Raw genomic sequence first — 22,556 nt, forward strand, 5'->3', positions numbered from 1 at the left:
CTTATTCCGTTTGTTGCCCCTGCGTCATTTCCCGGTACAGCTCAAACAGGCATTCCAGCCGTTCCCCGTCATCCTTAAAGCCCTTCACCCGGTAAAGCCGGTCCACCTCCGCATCCAGCCGGTCATGCGCCTTCCTCAGGTTCTCCGGCATCCTGTCCGGATCATACAACTCCGCCGGCGTCTTTTCCGGATGCGCCTCCCGCGCGTCCAGTACCCTCAGCGCCGCTTCCGTCACCCGCGCCTTTTCTCCCTCCGTCAGTTCCCTCAATGGAAAAGTGTTGTAGCAAAGCGTGGCGGAATAACGAAGTCCTGTCCCTAAACGTCCACAAGTCATTAATGCCCACACCATATGCATTTTAGATGATAGAATGCCAAATACCCACGGCTTAGCATCATAAACAGCATATGCTGGATGAGAGATAATTACATTATCGTTTACATAACCCATAGGTATTCTCCCTCGTTTTTCACTTGAAACCCCAGGAATAATGATAGCTTCAGTTGGTTTATAAGTCCGTTGCATAAATAGATGAGGATTTAACGCCTGTCTTTTTGTTGCATTTTTTTTACTTTGCAAACGAAATGACTTCACGGCATCTATTCTCTGACATACTTTATCAATACTCAAAGCATATTGATATTGATCATTTTCTATCCATAAACAATATCTTTTTTTCCCTTTAATCAATTCATCAGCCCCCATATACTTCTTCATAAGACATATGGATTCAGGATATAATTCCACCAATTCATCTTTTTGCGTCTCCGTCAAAATCAGATGGCCACCATCTACCGGAGCATTTCCTATCAGAATAGCGGGAAAATTCTTATTCAGGCATTTATTGCGCTGTTCCACAAAAACCGTTTTCCCGATGGTCAAATAAGGCGTAATATTAGAAACGCTCATTTTTTTATTCTCTTGGTAAAACGTTTTATCAGGACATTCATCCCTGTGGGAAAGGCCGAGGATCACACAAGAAACCCCTGCCTGATATTTCGCGTTGTTGCTCCATTTGAACGATGCGTAAGCAAAACCAATTTCCACACCCAATCCCAAGATGGGCTTCCATAAATTCGGCACCTGTGTACCCTGAGTGATGGAATTGGTACACACAAACCCCGATCTGGCGGAAGAATGCTGCATATACTCGGCAGCCAGCATCAACCAGCAGGAAACATAATCCAAATCTCGATAATTATTGCCGTATTTGGAAAATATATTTTCCTGTTCCTGTTTTTGCTCTTCATTCTCCTTTTTACCACCCAGATACGGCGGGTTGCCGAAGATATAAATCTCCGGCTCTCTGACGTCTGGCGCGGCGCGCTGAAGCAGGGGTTCCACCGTCCAAAGGGGCGCAGCCTGAGCGGGAGCCGTCTTCGGGCACACGGTTTCCCAGTCTAGGCGCAGGGCGTTGCCCAGCACGATGTGCTCATTGGGGCGGAGCGGCAGGGTAGGCACCCGTTTGCCCAGGCGTTCAAAAAACTCCTGATTCATCTGGTGTTCCGCCAGCCAGAGGGAAAGCATGGCGATTTCATGGGCAAAGTCATCTACTTCAATGCCGTAAAACTGGCTGATGGAAACGGAGGGCATGGGCAGCAGAGCGGGCACGCTTTCCAGCACCTCCATTTCCAGCCGGCGCACTTCTTTGAACGCCACAATCAGGAAGTTGCCGGAGCCGCAGGCGGGGTCAAAAAAACGGATGTTGCTGAGCCTCTCAATAAACTTCCTGGCCCGGGCTTCATGGCCCCGGGCCTGCCGGGCGGCGTTTTCCAGCTCTTCCAGGAACAAAGGGCGCAGCACCTTCATGATGTTGGGAACGGAAGTGTAATGCTCCCCCAGGCAGGAGCGTTTGTCCGGTGCCACGCAGGCCTGGAACATGTTGCCGAAAATATCCGTATTGATGTCTGACCAATCCAGATTCCCCGCGTCAATGAGCGCTTTCCGGGAACGGGAGGAAAAGCGCGGCACGGCGTGCACCCCCTGGAACAGGCCGCCGTTGACGTAAGGGAAACGCGCCGCGGAAACCGGGACGGCGGCGCGTTCCGGGCTGCCCGGCGGAAGATTCATGACGGCAAATGCCCGTTTCAGCTGTTCCCGCAGGTCGGATCCATCCGAAGCCGTAGCGCGTTCAATGAAATCCGTAAAAAGCCGTTCTTCCTCAAAAATTCCGCTGTCTTCCGCGAAAAAACAGAACAGCAGGCGCGCCATAAACACATTCATGGCGTGGCTGTCCAGCCCCGGGTTATCTTTTTTCAGGGAGTCAAATATTTTCCCCATCTTCTCCGCGGCGCGAACGTCGGCTGGATTCTCCAGCGTGATGACCGTCTTCTCCAGCCCCGCCCAGGGAAGAAAAAAGTCATAATGCCGGGGCAGATCCTTCAGGGGGAATTCCAGGGCTTCCCCGGTTTTCATGTCCGCCGCGGCCCAGGAACCGCCATCACAGACGATGATGAACCGGGGAGCGTACTTCAATACCTCCGGATCCCGGCGGCAGGCGTCAACCGCGCTCATCAGCAGCCCCGGCTCCGCCCTTTTGTAAAAAAGCTTTTTTTTCCACAGCAGATCCCCCGGACGGGCGGCCGCATTTAAGGCGCCGCTTTTCAGGCGGCTGACGCTGGATTTGGGAAGCCCATAGGCCAGGAGAAAGTCAAAAATCAGGGAATCCCCGTCCGCATGCTTCCACGTTTCCCATGCTTCCGCAACGGCCTGTTCTATCTGAAGAGGAGTCAGCACCCGTTCAGAGTATGTTGGCGCAACATGCTACCTTATTTCCGTATGCATTTATTATAAATTATATACAGAAGCCATCCAACAAAATAGCAGCAATATTGTTCATTCCACTCATTCTTTTTTCCTTTCATTTTCAACATTTCGAGCTTGATGCACATGTTGCGCCAACATCCATTATTTCATCCCGTATGGAACATCATCAGGAACCATGGGAACAGGTTTGCGCCCTGCTGACGGGCGGAAAGGTCAGCCCGGCGGAAGTTTTCATGCTGGGCATGCAGGCTCTGGAAACCGCGGGAAGCCTGCGCGGAGGCAGGGGAACCCTGAAAAGAGCGCGCCGCATTATCCTGCTGGGGGCAAAAAACCTGGAAGAAATGGAACAAAGCGTCAGCGTAGCCCAGGCGGCGCAGGATATGCTGGAGAGTAAAAAAGACCGTCTGCGCCCAGTCAGCTTAAAAGGGCTGCGCACTCTGACGGGCAAACTGCTCCGGGACAGGCCGGATCTGGCCCGGCGGCAGGTGCGCGGGCTGGATGCCGCCAGTTGCCGGGAATGGCTCAACGGCAGTTTCCGCACGCCGCGACGCTTTCTGAATGGCCGGGCGGCCCTCAGCGCGGTCTGCTCCCACGCCATACGCCGCGGCTGGGCGGAACGCAACCCAACGGCGGGGGTGGATATCCCCGTCATCAAGGAACGCCGCATTGCCGCCCTGCCCGTGCAGGCATGCTCCCTGCTGCTGCGCCTGGCCGGGGACATGCACCACGGGGAATGTCTGGCGGCGGCAGGCATCATGCTGTTTGCGGGAATCCGCCCGGCGGAAGTGGAGCGGCTCCGCTGGAAACACGTCTGCCTGGAAGACAAGGTAATCTCCATCCCGCCGCAACACTCCAAAACGGGCGGGGCGCGCCATGTCAGCCTCCAGCCCGCGCTGTCCAGCATCCTGAAACGCGTCAGGAGGCCCGCAGACATGCCCGTCACCCCCGCCAACTGGAAACAAAAATGGCGACAGGTCAGGGCGCGTTTCTCCGCCCTGACCGGCAGGCCATGGCAGGCGGACGTGCTCCGCCACACCTTCGCCAGCTACCACGCCAGGCAATTCAGGGATTTTTCCTCCCTGCAAATGGACATGGGGCACTCCAGCCTGTCTCTGCTCCGCACGCGTTATCTCAATATGGAGGGGATTTCACGCCGGGAATCCGCAGCCTTCTGGCAATTAAACCACAACGCTCTCTTCATCGGGCCTTCTTCATCCGGCTCCCCGGAAAAAGAGGGAACAGTTCCCGGCATCGCCTGAAGCCGGAACCATGCCTGCCGCGTTGACTCCCATATTCATTCCAGGCGCAGAATTATCTGACGGACAGAGAAACCATCTTCCGTTTTTTATCTTTGCCGGGAACACCCATAAAACTCTTGCAATCCGCTTGCGGAAGCGGAGAATATGCGGCCCGCCGCGCAGCGGGCCGCACCATGCCGTCAGAAACGCTGAAAGGACATATCGCGATGGGAGCGGCGGCCGTCATCTGGGGCCTCATGTCTCCCGTCAGTAAACTGGTCATGCAGCAGGGAGAAGTAAGTTCCGCTTCTCTCGCCACATTCCGCCTGCTGGGAGCGGCCATCCTGTTCTGGCTGGCCTCCGCTTTCGTGCCAGGGGAACCCATAGAGAGGAAGCACCGCCTGCCCCTGTTTTACGCCTCCCTGTTCGGAATCATTTTCAATCAGATGGCTTTCACGGTGGGCGTAGGGTTCACTTCCCCGGCGGATGCGGCCATCATCATCACCATTACGCCGGTATTGACCATGATTCTGGCGGCGTTCGTCCTCCGGGAAATGGTCACGGGGAAAAAATCATCGGGGTCTGCGCCAGCGCCATCGGAGCCATTCTGCTGGTTTCCGGCAGCGGAGGGCATGCGGCGGCCCTCCCGGGAGACAACAACCTGCTGGGGGACATTCTCTGCCTGGCTTCCCAGTGCAGCGTAGCCGTTTACTTTGTCTTCTTTAAGAACCTGATTGGCAGATACTCGCCCGTCACCCTGCTGAAATGGATGTTTACGTATGCCGCCGCCGTCTGCCTCCCCTTCACCTTCCGGGAAGTGGGGTCCATCCACTATTCCGCCCTCCCCGCACAAACATGGCTGGGCATTGCCTACGTGGTGGCTCTGGCTACCTTTGTCAGCTATATCTGCCTGTCTTTCGCCCAGCAGCGGCTGAAACCCACCGCCGTCAGCATGTACAATTACTGCCAGCCGGTGATTGCCTCATCCGTGGCGGTGATGTGGGGCATGGACCACTTCGGATGGATGAAAGTCCTCTCCGTCCTGCTGGTCTTTACAGGCGTGCTTCTGGTCACCGGAACCGGGGGAAAACGGGCCGTCCAGGAACAATAAACACGCCATTCCTCCGGATTTCCGCCGCCACGCCCTACCGGAAAGGCAAAAAAGTTCCTCCCTTCTCCGCCAACATGCGGCCAAAGCCCGCTCACCTCACGGCCCGCTATGCGCCGCCCCGTTAATCATGAAAAAATAGATGGGAAATTCAGCCATTCTGATATAGCATTCCCATGTAGCCCTCAACTTTTCCCCTTTCCGGGGATTCCTGCTTCCCTGCCATGAACCGATTCTTTCTATCCTGGGACAAACCGGCCTGCCGGGCCGTGGCGGAACGCCTGCTTTCCCTGGGAAATGACTTCCACCGGCATCTGGTGCTGGTTCCCACACGGGAATCCGGGAGGCAGCTGAGGGAATTCCTCGCCTCCATTTCCCGTACACAGGCAATCTTCGCTCCCCAGGTCATTCCGGCAGACCAGTTTCCCCGGATGGAAGAAAAGGAAGAAACGGCGTCCGCTCCGGAAGAACTGGCCGGGTGGCTCCTGGCTCTGGGGGACTCTCCCCATCGCCTTTATCCCCGCCTGTTTCCCCGCCCCATGCCGGAGGATTTTTCCAGCATGCTGGAAATGGCCGGCAGCCTGCAAAACCTGAGGCACGCCATGGCGAACCAGGGCGTCTCCTGCATCATGGCCCACCATGCCTGTGCGGGCAGAGACGAACGCTGGACGGACATGGAAAGGCTGGAAGAACAATGCACGCAACAACTGGAAAGCTGGAAGCTTGAAAACAGAACCTCCATGAAGGCGGAAGCCCCGCCCCGGCTACTGAACTCCCTGAGGGAAACAGGTGGAAATATTATTCTGGCCTGCGCAGCGGAGGTTCCGGCCCCTCTGCGCCATGCCCTCCGGCATGCGGAAAGCAATGGCGTACCCGTCCAGATATGGATCCACGCGCCGGAGGAAGAAGCCGCCTCCTTTGATTCCTGGGGATGCCCTCTGCCGGAAGAGTGGTCCCGGCGCCCCATCAAAATCCGCGACGACCAAATCAAAATTGCGGCCAATCCGGCACGGCTGGCTGAAGAAACGTGCCGCATCATCGCCCGCACAGCGGAAGGAGAAACGCCGGACATCGCCCTGGGCGTTTGCGATCCTGACATGAACGTCGCCCTGGACGCAGCCCTGCGCCAATACGGTTGGGGCCTCCACAATCCGGAAGGGAAGCCTTTTGCCGGAAGCGGCGTCATGGACCTGCTCCGCAATCTCCAGCGGGCGCTGGAGGAAAAAGGGACGGCGCGCCCCGTCTATTCCCTGGCGCGCTCCTCCCTGCTCTGCGCCTCCCTAGGGATAAGGAATCAGCAGAGTTGCTGCGCCGCGCTGGACAAAATCCAGCAGAAATACCTTCCGGAAACGGAAGAATACCTGCTTTCCAGGCTGAAAGAGGCTTATCCCGAAGCCTTTCCTTCCATCCAGGCCATTCTGGAATGGCGGAACCGGATGGCGGAACCGGGAATGCTGGGGGAACGGCTGATGGAATGGTTCCCGGCCCTGGCAGCCATCTATGGCCCGGAGACGGAAGCCATGGAAATGTTCCATTCCTGCCTTTCCGGACTCATGCGTCTGCAACAGCGCTCCACCGCGTTTTCCAGCCCGGAGACGGCTCTCCTGCTCCTGATGAAATGCCTCCAGCCGCTGCGCGTCAGAAACAGGAGAAAAGCTCATGCGGCGCTGGATTCCCTGGGCTGGATGGAAGTTCACTTCCGCCCGGAAAAAAACCTCATTCTCACGGGACTAAACGAAGGGACCGTACCGGAAGGAGGCGTTTCCGACCAGTTCATGCCGGAGGAACTACGGGAAACCCTGGGCATTGATTCCTTTAACCGGAAGAAAGCCCGGGACAGTTTTCTGCTGACCGCCCTGCTCCATTCCCGCGAACGGGAAGGCAGCCTCACCATCCTTCTCTCCCGGACCAGCAGCAGGAATGATCCTCTGACCCCATCCTCCCTGCTCATGCGCTGCCCGGAGGCGGAGCTGCCGCACCGCGTAGAACTGCTTTTCCAGGAAATCAGCGATGCGCCCGCACCCCTGCCCTACCAGCGAGGAAACTGGCACCTCCAACCCGAGGAAGGCTGGAAGACCGCTGCGGACATCGGCGCGATGGCGCCCGGCTACAAAAACCCGTGGAAGGAAAGAGGGAAGCCCTTCTCCCCCTCCGTCCTCAAAAGGTTCCTGTCCTGCCCCATGCGTTTCTGGACGCAGGAGGCTCTGCACATGAATGAGGAAGAATTCCTGCCGGACAAAGAAGATATGGCCGCCAATGAACTGGGCACCATGCTGCACGACGTGCTGGAATGCTTCTGCCGGGAACACGCCGTCCTGAAAGACGGCATGAACGCAGCTTCCCTTCAGGCCGCCATCACGGAAATACTGGAACAAACCTTCCGGAAACAATACGGCCCCTCCCCCCTCATGCCCCTGCTGCTGCAAAAACGCTCCATGGAACAGAGGCTTTCCGTTTACGCCGTTCAGCACTTGCAGGCCCTTCAGGAAGGATGGTCCTGCATTGCCTTTGAGCGTCAGGTAGAGAACTGGACACTGGGCGGCTTCCCCATGAAATTCCGTATTGACCGTATTGACCGCCATGCGGACGGGCGCATACGGGTCATTGACTACAAAACCGGAGCGGCCTCCTCCTGTGAAAAAAAGCATCTAGAACCGCTCGGACGGCCGGACGCCCTGTCCCTGCTTTCCCCAGCCCTGCATCCCTACACCAAACGACGGAAAAACGGGAAGCTGGCGCACGCGCGCTGGAAAGACCTGCAGCTTCCCGTTTATGTGCTGTGGGCCTCGGAAACCTACGGCGGCGCTCCCTCAGCGGCCTATTACAACCTTCCCGCCAATCCCATGGATATCGGAATCTCCTCCTGGGACACCCTCCACGACACCATGCCCGGATATGAGGAATGCGCGCTGGACAGCGCCCGTTCCTGGGCGGTGGAACTGATGAAGCTTCTTTATGAAGGCCGCGGGCTCATCACCGCGGAGGAACTGGGCTGGCCACCGCCCTCTTATGACGTATTCAAGGACCTGATGACTTCCCGGAGGGAAAGCCTGCAGGATCTTTTGGGCCTCCGCCTCACCCCCCACCTGCCTTTCTAAGATGCCGCCCCTGACCAACATGCTGATCTCCGCTTCCGCCGGAACGGGAAAAACCTACCAGCTCTCCCTGCGTTTCCTGGGGTTGCTGGCGCTGAACGGCGGCAACCACCCCGAACGCCTCATCGCCATTACGTTCACCCGAAAAGCGGCGGGAGAATTCAAGGACCGCATTCTGACAGACCTGGCCGCGGGGGCCACGGATGAGGCAGGCGCGGCGCGGCTGAAAGAACGGCTATGGGCGGTTATCAAAGGAACGGACGGGGAACCCGGTCTCTGGCCCGGCGCTCCGGAGGCATGGAAGGAGGAAAACCTGCATCGGGAACGCTTCCTCCATTTACTGCACATTCTGGTGCAGAATTTGGCGCGGCTCAACCTCTGCACCATTGACAGCCTGTTTGCCCAGATTGCCTCCGCCAGCGCCTTTGAACTGGGAGTCAGCGGCTTCAGCATGATTGACCCCACGGCGGAGAAACTGGCGCGCCGTGAAGCCCTGCTCTCCCTGTACCGGGAATGCTCCGTAAACAGGGAGCGAAGGAAGGACTTTGAAGATGCCTTCCTTTCCGGGGCGGATTCTGACGCGGAAGCCGCGGACGCGGAGAATTCCATGATGCGCCGCCTGAGCACCTATCACGAACTTTTTCTGGATGTGCCGGATGCCGGGATGTGGGGAAACCCCGTCACACTGGGCTTCACACTGGAGGAGCTAGCGCCTCCCGTTCCCCTGGAACAATTTGACTCCGTACTGCATTCCCTGGTTTTCCAGGTTCAGCAAACTCCTGCGCCGGAAGGGAAAAACGGCGTAAAAAACAAAGAACTGTTCCTGCGCTTCCTGAACGGATTTTCCCAATACGCCAGGCTGGGCCGCGTGCGCTTCCGCACAGAGGGAGGTTCCCCCTGGGCCATTACCGTGGAAGAGGCGCGGGAAAAATTCCGGGATTTCTGGACGCCTGCTCTGGAAAAACTCATCCAAAGCTGGCTGCGCATGGAAGCCCTGCACACGCTGCGCCGCACACGCGCCACGCACGGACTGATGCTCCTGTTTGAGGGCAAATACTCCTCCCTGGTCCGCAACAGGGGGAGGTTCCTGTTCCACGACGTTACGCGCATGCTGGGAGGGGGCACCATTACGCCGGAACTTAAACGGGATCTGCAATACCGCATGTACTGCCGTTACGACCATTGGATGCTGGATGAATTCCAGGATACGTCCCAGCCCCAATGGCGCGTCATCAAGCCTTTCCTGGATGATCTGGCGGAATCCAAGGCCGGAAATGAAGGCAGCATTTTCGTGGTGGGGGACATCAAGCAGAGCGTGTACCAGTGGCGCGGCGGAGACCCGGAGCTGTTCCGCTCCGTTTCTTCACAGCTTCAACTGGAACAACGCGGCATGTCCACTTCCTACCGCTCCGTCCAGCCTGTGCTGGATCTGGTCAACGATATTTGCGACTATGCCCGGACAGCGCCCGGGTGCGAACCCGCCGCCCTGGAACAATGGGGGGAATATCCGGAGCACCGGTGCGCCCCCCATCTGGAAGGCCGCCCCGGCGCCTCCCAAATCTGGCAGGCGCCCAAGACGGAAAACGTCTCTGCCAATGACCTGGTATGCCAGGCGGCGGCTGATATTCTGGAGCGTACAGGAGCCCTGCGTCGCGGCCTGGAAACAGCGATACTGGTCAGTACGAAGAACCAGGCTCTTGTCATCAAGGGATGGCTGACGGATCACGGCATCCCCGCAGAAGTGTGTGACGACGTTCCGGTAGGCGTGGACTCTCCGCTGGGGAAAAACCTGCTGTACTTCTTCCGCTGGCTGCTGATGCCGGGAGATCCCTTTGTCGTCGGCCTGCTCACCCACTCCCCTCTCCGGCCTCTCATCACGCCGGGATGCCCGGAAAGCATGGAGTGGAAAGAATGGCGCTTCCTGCTGGAACGGGACGGTTACGCCGCCGTCATGGAGGAACTGGAACGGCGTCTGCTCCGGGGAGGAACGGAACTGACGGACTTCCACCGCGACCGACTGGCCGTCTGGCAGAATGAGGCGGAACAGGTGGACGAACAGAGCGTTTCCCTGGATGAATGGATCAGGCGCATGGAGGACCTGACCCGGCGGGAAGATCCCGCCGCGGGAATTGTCCGCATCATGACCATCCACAAATCCAAAGGGCTGGGATTTGACATCGTCATCCTGCCCCAGATCGGCAGGGATACTCCTTTCGCAAACGCCACGCATTTGACTCACTTCGTCAAAAAAAACAGGGATGGTGGAATAGAAGGAATCGTCATCAAACCGCCCAAAGAAATCTATCAAGAAATTCCGCAATTCCGGGAACTTTACCGGGAATGGCGCGCCCGACAGCAATTTGACGGATTCTGCAAGCTGTATGTGGCGCTTACCCGGGCCAAGCGGGCTACCTACGTTATCCTCCCGTACCGGGAAGACAAGGGAGAAGAGACGGCAGATTCCATGTGGAAAGTGGTCCGTTCCTCTATCCGGTCCCTCAACCGGGGAACGGAAGACATACTTCCGGAATCCGGAGCGTCATGCCTGTACTCCCGCGGTCTTGAAGGGTGGTACGCGGAATTCCCGGAAATCATACACAAACGCGCGGAGGAAAGCGCGCTGGAATGGCCGACGCAAAAACCGTTGGCCAGAGAACGGATATCCCCCTCCGGCCTGTCGGAGGAAGCCTCCCCGCTCCGGGGAGAAAAACACGCGGGCGCAGGGAAGGCCGCCGCGCTTGGTTCCGCCGTCCATGCCGTGTTTGAACGGATTACCCGCTGGGATGATGAAAACAAGCCGGAGTGGGCTCTCCACCCTGCTACGGAGGCGGAACGCATCGTAGCGGAGTGTATGGAAATCCCATCCATCCGCGGACTTTTCACGTCTCCGGAAACGGCGCGCATCATGAAGGAACAGCGTATTGAAGCCATTGACGGGAACAACTGGATTTCCGGCATCATTGACAGGCTGATTCTTGATGACGGAGCCGCCGTCATCGTGGACTTCAAGACGGATCATGCCGAATCCCCGGAACAACTGCGCGAGCGCCACTCAAACCAATTGAATGCTTATGCCCGCATTGTGTCCAGAATCACCGGAATACCGCTGGAACGCATAACGCGCATCATTGTTTCCACTTGCTTAAAGGAAACCGTTCCCATCCAATAAGCCTTTCTTTCCGGACAAATCCGTTTCCCTGTATTTTCCCGCGCTTCACTCCTATTCCTGCTCATTTCCAGTATGGGAAAGGGGAACCCGGAAAACAGGCTGGAATAGAAATGCCCTGCCGCACAGACAGGAAGAGGAAAAACGCCAAATAAAAAAACCGCTCCGTGTGAATTAGGAGCGGCGTTGATAACAAGGCTTTGTTGCTTTCCGGATCAGGCCCTGCGGCGGCGCAGGAACAGAGCAGCAGCGCCCAGCAGGCTCAATGCTGCCGTAGCGGGTTCCGGAACCTGCGTCAGGGCAAGATAATTGAGGGCCGTCCGGCCGTAAGAGCTGGAACCATTCCCCTGAATCGTAAGGGTAAGCGTTCCGTCTTCCCCCACGACAATGTTCTCCACCGAGGAATAAAGCCCTTTATTGGCGGTAGCGCTGGAAGTTCCAGCATTTCCCGGAGTCAGAACGCCGGAATTATCTCCCGTCACGGAAGAAATTTCGGCCCAGTTCCCGCTGGCATCTGTACCGAAGCTTGTCCACACGGCATTGGAAGCATCGGCGTTTCCGATCGTCCAAGTCTGACCGGCAAACACGTCCTTGCCTGTGAAACCTCCAAAGATGGACAAGGCATATTCCCCGGCGGCAAGACCACTGAACGTTACGGTGAAATAACCGGAACCATCGGCCGTTTGCGTTAAAAGACCGTCACGAAAGGTGTCCCCCAGACTGAAAGGCATGCTGCCGTTGAAAGGATTTTTCCAATCTGCTTCTTCCTCAGCCGTCTTGGTGGTGGTATAACCGTTTTCCGATACATATCCTCCGGCCGTGCTCCACGCCAAAGAAACGCTTCCCGGCATGCTGCCCAAAGAGGCGGAGGCGTTATCATAATTCATATTGAGAGCGCCTTCCGTCGTGGCGTCACTGCGTCCGAAATCAATCTGTACCGTCGCCGCCTGTACTGCAAGCAGGGAACTCGCGATCAAAGCTAAAGAAAATAAGGATTTCTTCATGACAAAAGAGAGTAAACCGGTTCAACAATCCGGTGTCAATGGAAATCATGAAAACTTAATCATATACTACATTTATTTTTTATGGCATCAGTCATCTTCCATCAAGATGATAGAAATATATAACATGTTTAATGAGAATAAAATGGATTTTTATTGAGACAACCCGGCACTCACCGGATTGTTGATCCGCGGACATTAGCCGGTATCTAAATAAAAAAGGCCGCCCGGAAACGGATCAGTAAAACGGCAAAAAATAAGCCGTCAAGGTTCAGGAACAGCCACCCGGATGCTTTCAATCCCCAAATACCGGGCCATGGAACGATTGATAAATTCATCCGGATCCCCGCTGCTCATGCGCCACATCACGGAAACATAAGGAGCCAACGGCACGGAATCATAAGGAGGAACCGTAATGTTTTTCTTGCCTTGTTCCAATTCACGGCGGATGAACATGTTCCGTTCCTCGCACTGGCGGTGGATACGGGGAAAAGCCTTCAGATATCCGGAGCATATCCACAGGGCCGCGCCAGCCGCCGCCAGCAGCACGCAGAATGGAATCCAGCGCCTTTGCACAGCCTCCATCCATACTCCGTACAACCCCAGAATGCCCGTCATCATCAACACCGTAGCGGAAAACATGGCGTGCCATGCCGGAATCACACGTACAAAAAAGCTGATTGCCATGGCATGAGCCACCAGAATAAACAGCAGGGAGGCGCACATGCGCCGCCCGGCCTCCCCCCGCCAGATTTTCATCCCCGCTTTCACAGTCAGCAGGATCAGAGCGGCGGTGGCAACGGCCAGCAACATTTTAGGAATCGGCATGAATTCATAAAAGGCGTTTACCAGTTCTGGAATAGCGCCGAAACGCTCTCCCCAGGAATGAAGGACGGCAGCGCCGCCCGCCGTTTCCGAATGAAGGCGGGCGGCATTGCCCGGAGCCAGCAGAAGAAAGGCCCCTCCCAACGCATGGAATCCCCAGCCAATGAAGAACCAGCGGGGGAGAACCATTCCCCGGCTGCGAGCGTAAAACCAGTACACGAACAGCATGCCCAGGGAAGCGGGAATCTGGTTCTCATTCGTCATGCCGGCGGCAAACGCCGTGACGCCTATCCAGAACCAGGAAAAAGGAGTGTCCCGAATCCGGGAAGTTCCTGCCCATAAGGAGCGGTACAGGCACAGGAAACCCAGCCAGATGGCGGCCGACCATGCGTAATTGGTCCCTCCGGACAGCCAGAACATCGTGATGCCCGGCCTGGATGAAGACGTAAGCAAAAGAAGCGCCCCTGCGGCAAACAGCAGCACATCCCGCCAGTTTCCGGAATTGACCCTTCTTCCCTGCGCCAGGAAAAACATCATCAACGCCAGGGAAAGAAGCACGAAGGGATTGACGGCCAGAAAAAGCCATTTTCCCGCCGTAGCCGTAAAAATAGCGAGGAATTCCCCCAGCCGGGGATTCCAGTGCATGTATGACCACCAGCACCGCTCCAGCACGGGCTGAAAGGCAAGGCGGTGGTCCGCCCCGAACACGGAATGCATCAAGCTGTCCCCGGTGAAAGGAGTCCACCAGGTAAGCAGCATGGCATACACAAGAAACGCCAGCACCACCACCCGGAACAGGAAACGCGCCGCCAGTGACTGCTTCATGGAACAGGCCGGAATAAAAACGCCGTCCGCAACTAATCCGCGACGGCCTTGAATACCGGGGTGGGCAGCTTGTCCGGCTTCTTGCCAAAGAAATCCCCCACATCCTTGAATGTCACGAACAGGAAGAACCCCATCAGCAGGAACACAAAGCCGAACTGGACGAATTCCAGGACTTTTGTATTCAGGGGCCGCCGGAAAATCAATTCAACGGCATTCATGACCACATGGCCGCCATCCACCACCGGAAGAGGCAGAATATTCAGAACTGCCAGGTTCACGTTCAACACCACGGAAAACCACAGGGCCAGCTTCCACCCTTCATCCAGAGAGAACATCTTATAAAACTGATTGGCAATGCCCACAGGTCCGGAAAGATGCTCCACTCCCACGCTGCTGCCGGGAGCTACCACCTTCGCCAGGGTATCCCCCATCCATTTCAGACTCTGCTTGATCTGCGCCCACGGAGAAGGATGGACGGTGACGTCACGGCCCACGGAACTCAGGTCCCAGCTCACGCCCAGAATAGGCTGGGCCCCTTTGAGCAGGGAACCGTCCGCACCATTGTGCCAATTCTCCGGAAGTTTCCCCTGGATATTCACCTGCCTTGCAACTCCGGCCCCGTCCGTCACATCCAGCAAGAGCGGTTCATTCTTCTTCAGCAGAACATCCAGTGCGGCAGGGTTCCAGAGGCGTTCTCCATTGGCGGCCGTAATCTTATCGCCCGGGTTCAATCCGGCCAGGGCGGCAGGAGAATTGGGGATCACTTCCCCAATCACGCAGGGCATGGCCTGCATCAACCCCACCTGACGCATGCCGGAGCGCTGCCACCAGGACGTTTCCGGAATCCGGAATCCGCAGGAAATTTCCATCTCTCCTTCATGTCCAGGTCTCTGCACCGTAAAAACCACCCGGTCATGCTCGCCCAGCATGATCAATTCCCGCACGCCTTCCATATTGCCCGCCCACTTGTCCACAGGATGGCCGTCCACTTTCACAATCTTGTCGCCGGGAAGAATGCCGGCCTGAGCCGCAGGGCTGTCCGGAGCAACAAAACCGACCGTAGTCACCCCCATCTCCACATCCGGCTTGCCCACCATCCAGACAGCCACGGCAAACAACACAGCCAGCAGAAAAGAAGCGGCAGGCCCGGCGGCGGCCACGATAATCTTGTCCAAGGGAGTAACCGGCTTCAAATCCTTGGGAAGCTCCGCACGTCCTTCAATGGCCTCCATAGGAGCCATCTGCGGCAGGGATACAAAACCTCCGGCCGGAATCCACCCCAGCCCCCACTGCACGCCGTTAACCGTTTTTTTCCAGATGGGACGGCCAAACCAGATTTGAAACCTGTCCACATACAGACCACGCCAGCGGGCAGCGAAAAAATGACCAAGTTCATGAATAAAAATCATGAAGTTAAACAACATCACCACGCCGAAAATAATGGCGATGGTGGCAAGGACGGAAAGAATGCTATCCATGGTAGTTTTTGCCGTCTAACTTACCACGGGCCTCTCCGGAGAACAAGCTTCAAAGATGTCCTAATGACAAAGTGGATGCTGATATTCCAAATGGATTTCAAAAGGTGCCTGACAGCCCAGAAAACAGCCTTTACCTTCCGGGAATTCTGAAGCCGCAAGTAAAAGACCGCGTCCCCTTTTTTCGAGCGGTGCCTCTGGGAGAGGCGGCATCATCCCGCCCCGGAACCTGGACGAATAAAAGCGCCTTTTTTACCAGGAGAAAAACCGGCGGGGCATCAAACGCCGCAGCCCGCTTTTCTGTCCGAATCCCTGAACAGCCTTTGCAATAAATGCCTCCGGAATTGGAAGCAATGATTAAAGAGCCATTGTGTTCTTAACAAAAATGCGCACTGGCGGAAACAGGATTTTTCCCAGCCGGCATGGGAAAATCGACGCTGCAATAAGAGAAACTGGCTGGCGCACTAAATGATGAACGTGCGAACACCTGCTCCATAAGGCATTTACAGGAAAATGCCAACGGCCGGAACTGTCATATCCGGACATGAAAACAGCCTCCGGAAAATTATTTCCGGAGGCTGTCGGTTAACGTTTACTGAACAGATGGAAACTCCCGCACATTCAGGCGCGGAGAGCGGCGCCATCCTTGGCTTCAATGGCCTTCTTCGCTTGAGCGAAGATAGCGTCAAAAGCCTTTTCGTCAGAGACGGCCAAATCGGCAAGAACCTTGCGGTCCAAATCGATATTGGCGGCTTTCAAGCCTTCCATAAAGCGGGAATAGGTCAGACCGCGGTCGCGGACGGCAGCGGAAATACGGGCGATCCAAAGACGGCGGAATTGTCCCTTCCGACGCTTACGGTCGCGGTATTCATACTGCCAAGCCTTGTAAACAGCATCCTTGGCGTAGCGGAAGAGTTTGCTGCGGAAACCGCGGAAACCCTTGGCACGCAAGAGAATGCGCTTACGACGCTTGCGAGAGGCCGGTCCATTAGTGGCACGTGGCATAGCTTATTTCTATTTCTATCTTGAACAGACTGTTCTTCCTCACCTCCCTGCAGTCTCGCCTGTTCTTATCTTCTCATCGGAAGAAGGCTGCATGAAGGCCCCCCGTTCAGCGGGGGGAAAGCTCGGCATTAGTCGAGCGTTTCCGCGGTTTAGGCGAAAGGCAGGTTCTGCTTGACTGCCCAGACTTGCGTCTCGTCCACCAGAGCCACCTTGCCAAGCTGGCGCTTGCGCTTGCTGGACTTCTTCTGGAGGATGTGGCGCTTGCCCTGTTTACGGCGCAGTACCTTGCCCGTGCCGGTTACCTTGAAACGCTTGGCGACTGCCTTGCGGGTTTTATTGATACCACCTTTGCGGGTCATGGTGGAAGGAGATTACAGGCTTTTTCCAAATACGCAAGTATTTTTTATGCAAATCTTTTCTTCAGACGATGGCAAATGGGCCCTTCCTGACCATACATTGCCCGGCGCCTTTGACGCAGCCGGCTGCATCAAGAAATAAAATGGGGAACATAACCGGCAAAGGATAATCAGACAGCTACTGCTGCCAGCCTGGGAATCCTCTGTCATCCGCCATACCCTTTGCCACTTCGGCAAGTGCTTATCATGAGAAATTCTTATATATAAGAAAAGACTGGAACAAAGAGCCCTTCATATACTTCCCCATCGGTGTAAGGCCTTCTTAGAATATTTCACGTTGACAGCGGACTCCGGTCCGGAACACTGACGTCACATCAGCAGAATTCTTTAAGCAATTAACTGTTAAACCCAATATCCAAATCACCGTCAAATGACGGCCAAGAATAAGATGGACAAATATCACGAAAAAACAGCATGCCATCCTACCAGAAAGCTCATCCCCAATTCATCACGCCGGATATTATCCCCTGCCTTTTCCATATTCTCCACGCATCTGCCTGATTTCATCCCGAATCAAGGCGGCGCGTTCAAATTCCAAATGGGAAGCAGCCTCCTTCATTTCCGCCTCCAGCCTGGCAATGCGCTCTTCCAAACCATACCCGGCTTCATCCTCCGCTACGCGGAAGGACTCTTCATCATCCTCTGCGTACAACTTCAACTGCCCCTGTTCGGAACGGCTCACCGTCTGGGGGACAATACCGTGTTCCCTGTTGTATTTTTCCTGAATACCCCGGCGGTAATCCGTCAGCTCAACCAGCCGTTTGATGGAATCCGTCATCACATCCGCAAACAAGACGCACTCTCCATTCAAATGCCGCGCGGCGCGGCCCGCCGTCTGCACCAGGGATGTCTCATTGCGCAAAAACCCCTCCTTGTCCGCATCCAGAATGCACACCAGGGAAACCTCCGGCAAATCCAAACCTTCCCTAAGCAGGTTAATGCCTACCAGAACGTCTATCTTCCTGGCTCTCAAAGCACGTAAAATCTCCACACGCTCAATCGCATCCACATCCGCGTGAATATAGGACACCTTCAATCCTACCCCTTTCAGGTACTCCGTCAAATCTTCCGCCGTCTTCTTGGTCAGCGTCGTGACCAGCACGCGTTCATTTTTGGCAACGCGTTCATTGCACATGGCGATCGTCTCGTCAATCTGCCCTTTCAATGGACGGATGGTAATCTTCGGCTCCAGCAGCCCGGTAGGCCGGATAATCTGCTCTACAATCAGGGGTGTAGAACGCCTGGTTGGGTCAAATTTTTCTACCGGTTCCGTGGATGGGCTGGGAGCAACGCGAATGTCCTTGGGAGAGGTAAACAAAATTCCTTTGAACCCTTCCGGAGCCTTTTCTCCGGATCTGGCGGCACGGCGCACGGGAATATACGTCTTATTATCCGCACGGCAATTTACCAGTTCAAATGGCCCCGGAGTAGCGGAAGCATACACAATCTGGTTCTGCCTTTCCATAAACTCATGGAATTTCAAAGGCCTGTTATCCAGAGCGCTGGGCAGGCGGAACCCATGCTCCACCAGAATATTTTTGCGGCTTCGGTCCCCCTCGTACATGCCTCCCAGCTGCGGCACCGCCACATGACTTTCATCAATCAGGGTCAATGAATCCTTGGGAAAGAAATCCAGCAGGGTGGATGGGGCGCTTCCGGGCAGGCGGCCGGACAAATGGCGGGAATAATTTTCAATCCCCTTGCAGAAACCCAGCTCTTCAATCAGTTCCAAATCATAATCCGTGCGCAATTTAAGCCGCTGCGCTTCCAGCAGGCGCCCATGCTTCTCAAACCAGCCTACGCGGTCCTCCAGCTCTTCCCGGATAGCCTTTAACGCCGCCGCCCTTTTCTCCGGAGCGGCCACATACTGCTTGGCCGGGAAAAAAGTGTAGCTCCCAAGCCGTTCCCTCACACGCCCGGTGGCGGAGTCAATCAAAGAAACCCGTTCCACCTCGTCGCCGAAAAACTCTACGCGGATTGCTTCACCTTCCGAATAAGCGGGAAACACCTCCACCACCTCACCGCGCACGCGGAACGTGCCGCGGGTAAAATCAAAATCCTGCCGCTCGAACAGGCGTTCCACCAGTTGCTTCAAAAACACGTCCCGGTCCATGACATCCCCCTCGCGCATGCGCAGCGTCAGGTTCCTGTAATCCTCCGGAGTGGACAGGCCGTAAATGCAGGAAACGGATGCCACCACAATCACATCCCTCCGTGTCATCAGGGAATTCATGGCATTCAGGCTCAGGCGGTCCAACTCGTCATTAATGGCGGAATCCTTTTCAATGTAGGTGTCGGAACTGGCGATATACGCCTCCGGTTGGTAATAATCGAAATAGGAAACGTAGTAATCCACCGCGTTATTCGGGAAAAAACTCTTCAGCTCCGAATGAAGCTGTGCGGCAAGCGTCTTGTTGTGGGAAATCACCAGCGTGGGCCTGTTCATCCGGGCAATCAAATTCGCCATGGTGAATGTCTTGCCGCTCCCGGTCACTCCCAGGAGCCCCTGGTGCTTGTTACCCGCCTCCAGAGACTTGAGCAGCTTGCCGATGGCCTGCTCCTGGTCTCCGGAAGGCTTGAAGGAGGAATTCAACTCAAAAGACGACATACGCAATGCCGTCAGTATATTGCTCCCGCCCCGCCGGGCTAGGACAATGTTTGACAATTTTCCCCTCCTGACCCAGTATATGCGGCATGTACATTCCCACACAGGAAGAACGGTATGCAAAAAAAGGGGTTGTTTCCCTCATCCTGTGCGTTGTAGTCCCTTCCTGCCTGTATGTCTCTCTTTTGTCCAAGCAGCTGATGATGGTACGCGGGCATGAATGGGAAGCTGTCATGAAACTCTTTCTGGCATTTACCTACCCGCTGGCGGCCCTCTTCGCCATGACGGGCATTCCGTTCTTCTGGTGGTCTGTGGGCATCTCTCTGGCGGTTCATGCCGGCATCGTCGCCTGGCTGAAAACAACGCCTCTCCTGTCCCCTAAAAAAGCCGTCTGCATCGCCCTGTGCCTGGGGATGCTGGACTTTCTGTTCGTGAAACTATTTCCTTTTCCGGCACAAATCATGGGATAAGCCTGCCCGGGAAAATATCTGGGATATTCCATTCTTTACCGGCAGACAAACCAAGACGTATTCAATGCCCCCCTTCTAATCCGGAGTAAATGTGCCTTTGGGGAACCAGACATCCGCCCATGAATGGAAAATGCCGCCAGAAAGCAGACACCCAACAGGACAGCTAACTTTCCTATGGGTTCTCACCACAGGTGCTTCCCATAAGCGCGTCAAAGGTAAAAACTCCTGTTTAATCTTGAACGCCAGAGCCTGGTATGGCAGAGTGCGTCCGCCCATTCGTTGCGCCTGTGGCGAAATTGGTAGACGCGCCAGACTTAGGATCTGGTGCCGAAAGGCGTACAGGTTCGAGTCCTGCCAGGCGCACCATTTCATAATCCTCTTTAAACGAATAGTTTGAAGAGGGTTTCTTTTGAGTGTTGCAATAGATGCAAATTTCATAAAACGCCCCCAATCTGTGTACAAAGTGTGTACACTTTCAGGCTGTTTATAGCCTTATTTCATAAGCTATTTCTGTCATACGATTCACACAATGAACGGCACATTTGGCCGCTTTGTAAAACGGAAATCTTGTGAGTTATATATAATCGATGCAATGCCAATATATTGCGTTAATTTATGTCTATCTATACACTCCACCGTCAGGTGAGGCAACTGGATAAAACGTTCTGCGGCAATGGCGGGAAGTATTCGACTGGAGATGTTTTATTCTCAGGCCAGGGGAAACGAATCGTTCTGCATACCCCTATTGCGGAAGGCGGCGAAGGATCGGTCTTTACCGTTCATCTGCCATCAGAAACAACTCTCGTTGCCAAGCTCTATCATCCAGCGCAACGGATGCGTTGGCGAGAGCAGAAGCTTCGGTTGATATGTTCCCGGCCTATTCGTTCTCCGTGCGTGGCGTGGCCTCGTGCTATGCTGTACGACGAACTACGACGCTTTGTCGGCGTACTGATTCCCCGGGTGGACGGTGTTCCTCTCGGGGCATTTACTTCTCATGCGGAACTGCTGAAGAAACAGTTTCCATTATGGACTCGATACGACCTCATCAAACTGTGCCTGCATTTGGCTGAATCAGTCCACACGCTGCACCGTCATGGCGTTATCCTGGGTGATCTACATCCAGGCAATGTGATAGTGTCAGACAATGACTCCGTCTGCTGGGTAGATGTCGACAGTATGCAGATCGAAGACTATCCCTGTACTGTCGGCACGGAACGGTTCCGGGCTCCGGAGCTCCACGGCAATTACGGAGGTTTCCTCCGCACCTGCAGTCACGATGCCTACGCCCTGTCCGTCCTGCTCTTCATGACGCTGACGCTCGGTCTGTCTCCGTTCTCCCGACAAGGGGAAGAAGGAGACATGCGGGAATCCGCCAGAAAGGGAGAACCGCCGTATGCGTTTGCTTCGTACAAGCCACCTGCGGGAATCTACCCGCCCGATACCCCCGGACGCTATGTCTGGTCGTATCTCCCACGCAAGCTCCGCGATGATCTCGGTCACAATCTTACCTGTGTCCAGCGTCGCGATTTGCGTCCACGCGTCATGCCGGGGTATCTGGCGCGTTGTTTGCAGCAATACCTCAGGGATATGGAACCGGGTGGTAGGAGGAATCATCCCATGTATCGGGATCTTCTGCACGACAGTTCCTGCCCACCCCCCAGTTTGCTGGAGAAGATGACACCCAACATCTGCTCAGACTGCGGTATTCGCTTCCGGGAGGCTCCTGACGATGTCGCACGGCGTTTACGGCAATCTCATGCCCGTCCCCTGTGCAGGCTCTGCATCAGGCGTCGTAGCGCATTGAATCAGTCATCCCGGAATCCTACCATCAACCATTAACAAAAACCATAATGTCTACATCATCAACACACCCAACCAGACAGGAACAACTCGCCGCCATGCGCGAGTTCAGCAACAACACCAACGCCCGGCTTCCCGTTCTCTTCCTGCTGGATACCAGCAGCAGTATGAACGGTATTATCCGGGGCGACAACCAACACATCGTCCGTCAGGAATACGCTGACGGGATCAACTGGAATATCGTCACGGGAGATAACATGGTCACCCGGATGGATGAGCTCAATACTGGTCTTCAGCGGTTCGTCAGCGACATTCTTGCCGATCCTCTGGCCAAGCTGGCCGCCGACGTAGCGGTGATCACATTCGCCCGGACGGTGGCGACGGTGAAGGAGTTCGGTCCGATCCGGGAATCTGACACAGGCCTGAAGATCTCCACGTCACAGGAGAATGAAACGTTCCTTGGCGAAGCCGTCGAACTGGCTTTGTCTGAACTTGACAGTCGTAAACGTACCTATCGGGCACACGGGGTGGAATACTACCAACCCTGGCTCGTCGTGATGACGGACGGGGTTCCGACCAGCGCCCGGCACCGGGAGCTGGAGGGACGATTGAAGGAACTGATGGCTGCCCGCAAGCTCAGTGTGTTCGTCTTCGGTATCGGCCGTGCCGATCTGTCGGAGCTTTGCAGCATCAGCCCGGGGCGTCCTCCCATGCGGGTCAATGATCAGAAGTTCCCGGAACTGTTCGCATGGCTGAGCCGGAG

15 protein-coding genes and 1 tRNA gene are annotated in these 22,556 nt (G+C 55.6%); 9 read left to right on the top strand and 7 right to left on the bottom strand.

The genetic code is table 11. The features are described from left to right. Position 1: 1 nt before the first annotated feature. Complete coding sequence (locus WW58_RS05045; protein WP_046435785.1) at positions 2-2,734, bottom strand: DNA methyltransferase; 2,733 nt, start codon at positions 2,732-2,734, stop codon at positions 2-4. A 185-nt stretch (positions 2,735-2,919) separates the two neighbouring features. Between WW58_RS05045 and WW58_RS05050 the strand changes: the two genes are divergently transcribed. The 5 genes from WW58_RS05050 to WW58_RS05065 all read left to right on the top strand — a co-directional run bounded on the left by WW58_RS05050 (position 2,920) and on the right by WW58_RS05065 (position 11,374). Further along, the gene (locus WW58_RS05050; protein WP_046435787.1) at positions 2,920-4,023 is read left to right on the top strand and encodes a tyrosine-type recombinase/integrase; all 1,104 of its coding nucleotides are present in this window, start codon (positions 2,920-2,922) and stop codon (positions 4,021-4,023) included. 173 nt (positions 4,024-4,196) lie between these two features. Beyond that, positions 4,197-4,706 (top strand): DMT family transporter, encoded by a 510-nt coding sequence (locus tag WW58_RS13015; RefSeq protein WP_253822217.1) that lies wholly within the window; start codon positions 4,197-4,199, stop codon positions 4,704-4,706. Further along, positions 4,685-5,113, top strand: a complete 429-nt coding sequence (locus tag WW58_RS13020) for a DMT family transporter (protein WP_237970201.1) — start codon at positions 4,685-4,687, stop codon at positions 5,111-5,113. Before WW58_RS13015 ends, WW58_RS13020 begins: the two co-directional genes overlap by 22 nt. Positions 5,114-5,334: 221 nt before the next feature. Beyond that, positions 5,335-8,208: a PD-(D/E)XK nuclease family protein gene (locus WW58_RS05060; protein WP_046435789.1), complete on the top strand. Its 2,874-nt coding sequence runs from the start codon at positions 5,335-5,337 to the stop codon at positions 8,206-8,208. A gap of 1 nt (position 8,209) precedes the next feature. Continuing rightward, the gene (locus WW58_RS05065) at positions 8,210-11,374 is read left to right on the top strand and encodes a UvrD-helicase domain-containing protein (RefSeq protein ID WP_046435791.1); all 3,165 of its coding nucleotides are present in this window, start codon (positions 8,210-8,212) and stop codon (positions 11,372-11,374) included. A gap of 212 nt (positions 11,375-11,586) precedes the next feature. Here the strand turns inward: WW58_RS05065 and WW58_RS05070 are convergent, their stop codons facing one another. From WW58_RS05070 to WW58_RS05095, 6 genes are all read right to left on the bottom strand, one after another. Next, positions 11,587-12,375, bottom strand: coding sequence for a PEP-CTERM sorting domain-containing protein (locus WW58_RS05070; protein ID WP_046435793.1), 789 nt, complete (start codon positions 12,373-12,375; stop codon positions 11,587-11,589). A gap of 261 nt (positions 12,376-12,636) precedes the next feature. Beyond that, positions 12,637-14,022, bottom strand: a complete 1,386-nt coding sequence (locus WW58_RS05075; RefSeq protein WP_046435795.1) for a DUF6056 family protein — start codon at positions 14,020-14,022, stop codon at positions 12,637-12,639. 32 nt (positions 14,023-14,054) lie between these two features. Beyond that, positions 14,055-15,500 carry an RIP metalloprotease RseP gene (gene rseP / locus WW58_RS05080; protein WP_046435797.1) on the bottom strand — a complete coding sequence of 482 codons (1,446 nt, stop codon included), beginning with the start codon at positions 15,498-15,500 and terminating at the stop codon, positions 14,055-14,057. Between the two features lie 618 nt (positions 15,501-16,118). Then, positions 16,119-16,502, bottom strand: coding sequence for a 50S ribosomal protein L20 (gene rplT / locus WW58_RS05085; protein ID WP_022198715.1), 384 nt, complete (start codon positions 16,500-16,502; stop codon positions 16,119-16,121). A 149-nt stretch (positions 16,503-16,651) separates the two neighbouring features. Further along, positions 16,652-16,861: a 50S ribosomal protein L35 gene (gene rpmI / locus WW58_RS05090; RefSeq protein WP_012420592.1), complete on the bottom strand. Its 210-nt coding sequence runs from the start codon at positions 16,859-16,861 to the stop codon at positions 16,652-16,654. A 517-nt stretch (positions 16,862-17,378) separates the two neighbouring features. Next, positions 17,379-19,526 carry an excinuclease ABC subunit UvrB gene (locus WW58_RS05095; protein WP_022198714.1) on the bottom strand — a complete coding sequence of 716 codons (2,148 nt, stop codon included), beginning with the start codon at positions 19,524-19,526 and terminating at the stop codon, positions 17,379-17,381. A gap of 86 nt (positions 19,527-19,612) precedes the next feature. Between WW58_RS05095 and WW58_RS05100 the strand changes: the two genes are divergently transcribed. From WW58_RS05100 to WW58_RS05115, 4 genes are all read left to right on the top strand, one after another. Next, a complete protein-coding gene (locus WW58_RS05100) occupies positions 19,613-19,993 on the top strand; it encodes a hypothetical protein (RefSeq protein WP_012420590.1) in 381 nt (126 codons plus the stop codon). Positions 19,994-20,274: 281 nt separating this feature from the next. Beyond that, a tRNA-Leu gene (locus WW58_RS05105) sits at positions 20,275-20,359 on the top strand. A gap of 528 nt (positions 20,360-20,887) precedes the next feature. After that, positions 20,888-21,832, top strand: a complete 945-nt coding sequence (locus WW58_RS13025) for a protein kinase domain-containing protein (protein WP_215833422.1) — start codon at positions 20,888-20,890, stop codon at positions 21,830-21,832. 11 nt (positions 21,833-21,843) lie between these two features. Further along, positions 21,844-22,556, top strand: a 713-nt coding sequence (locus WW58_RS05115) for a vWA domain-containing protein (RefSeq protein ID WP_288143409.1), incomplete at its 3' end; no start/stop codon positions are given.

This window comes from Akkermansia sp. UNK.MGS-1, from assembly GCF_000980515.1.
Classification (GTDB): Bacteria; Verrucomicrobiota; Verrucomicrobiia; order Verrucomicrobiales; family Akkermansiaceae; genus Akkermansia; species Akkermansia muciniphila.

Coding starts and splice junctions, on each gene's coding strand:
- WW58_RS05050 (WP_046435787.1), top strand. CDS start 2,920: ATGGAACATCATCAGGAACCATGGGAACAGGTTTGCGCCCTGCTGACG.
- WW58_RS13015 (WP_253822217.1), top strand. CDS start 4,197: ATGCCGTCAGAAACGCTGAAAGGACATATCGCGATGGGAGCGGCGGCC.
- WW58_RS05060 (WP_046435789.1), top strand. CDS start 5,335: ATGAACCGATTCTTTCTATCCTGGGACAAACCGGCCTGCCGGGCCGTG.
- WW58_RS05065 (WP_046435791.1), top strand. CDS start 8,210: ATGCCGCCCCTGACCAACATGCTGATCTCCGCTTCCGCCGGAACGGGA.
- WW58_RS05070 (WP_046435793.1), bottom strand. CDS start 12,375: ATGAAGAAATCCTTATTTTCTTTAGCTTTGATCGCGAGTTCCCTGCTT.
- WW58_RS05075 (WP_046435795.1), bottom strand. CDS start 14,022: ATGAAGCAGTCACTGGCGGCGCGTTTCCTGTTCCGGGTGGTGGTGCTG.
- rseP (WP_046435797.1), bottom strand. CDS start 15,500: ATGGATAGCATTCTTTCCGTCCTTGCCACCATCGCCATTATTTTCGGC.
- rplT (WP_022198715.1), bottom strand. CDS start 16,502: ATGCCACGTGCCACTAATGGACCGGCCTCTCGCAAGCGTCGTAAGCGC.
- rpmI (WP_012420592.1), bottom strand. CDS start 16,861: ATGACCCGCAAAGGTGGTATCAATAAAACCCGCAAGGCAGTCGCCAAG.
- WW58_RS05095 (WP_022198714.1), bottom strand. CDS start 19,526: ATGTCGTCTTTTGAGTTGAATTCCTCCTTCAAGCCTTCCGGAGACCAG.
- WW58_RS05100 (WP_012420590.1), top strand. CDS start 19,613: ATGTACATTCCCACACAGGAAGAACGGTATGCAAAAAAAGGGGTTGTT.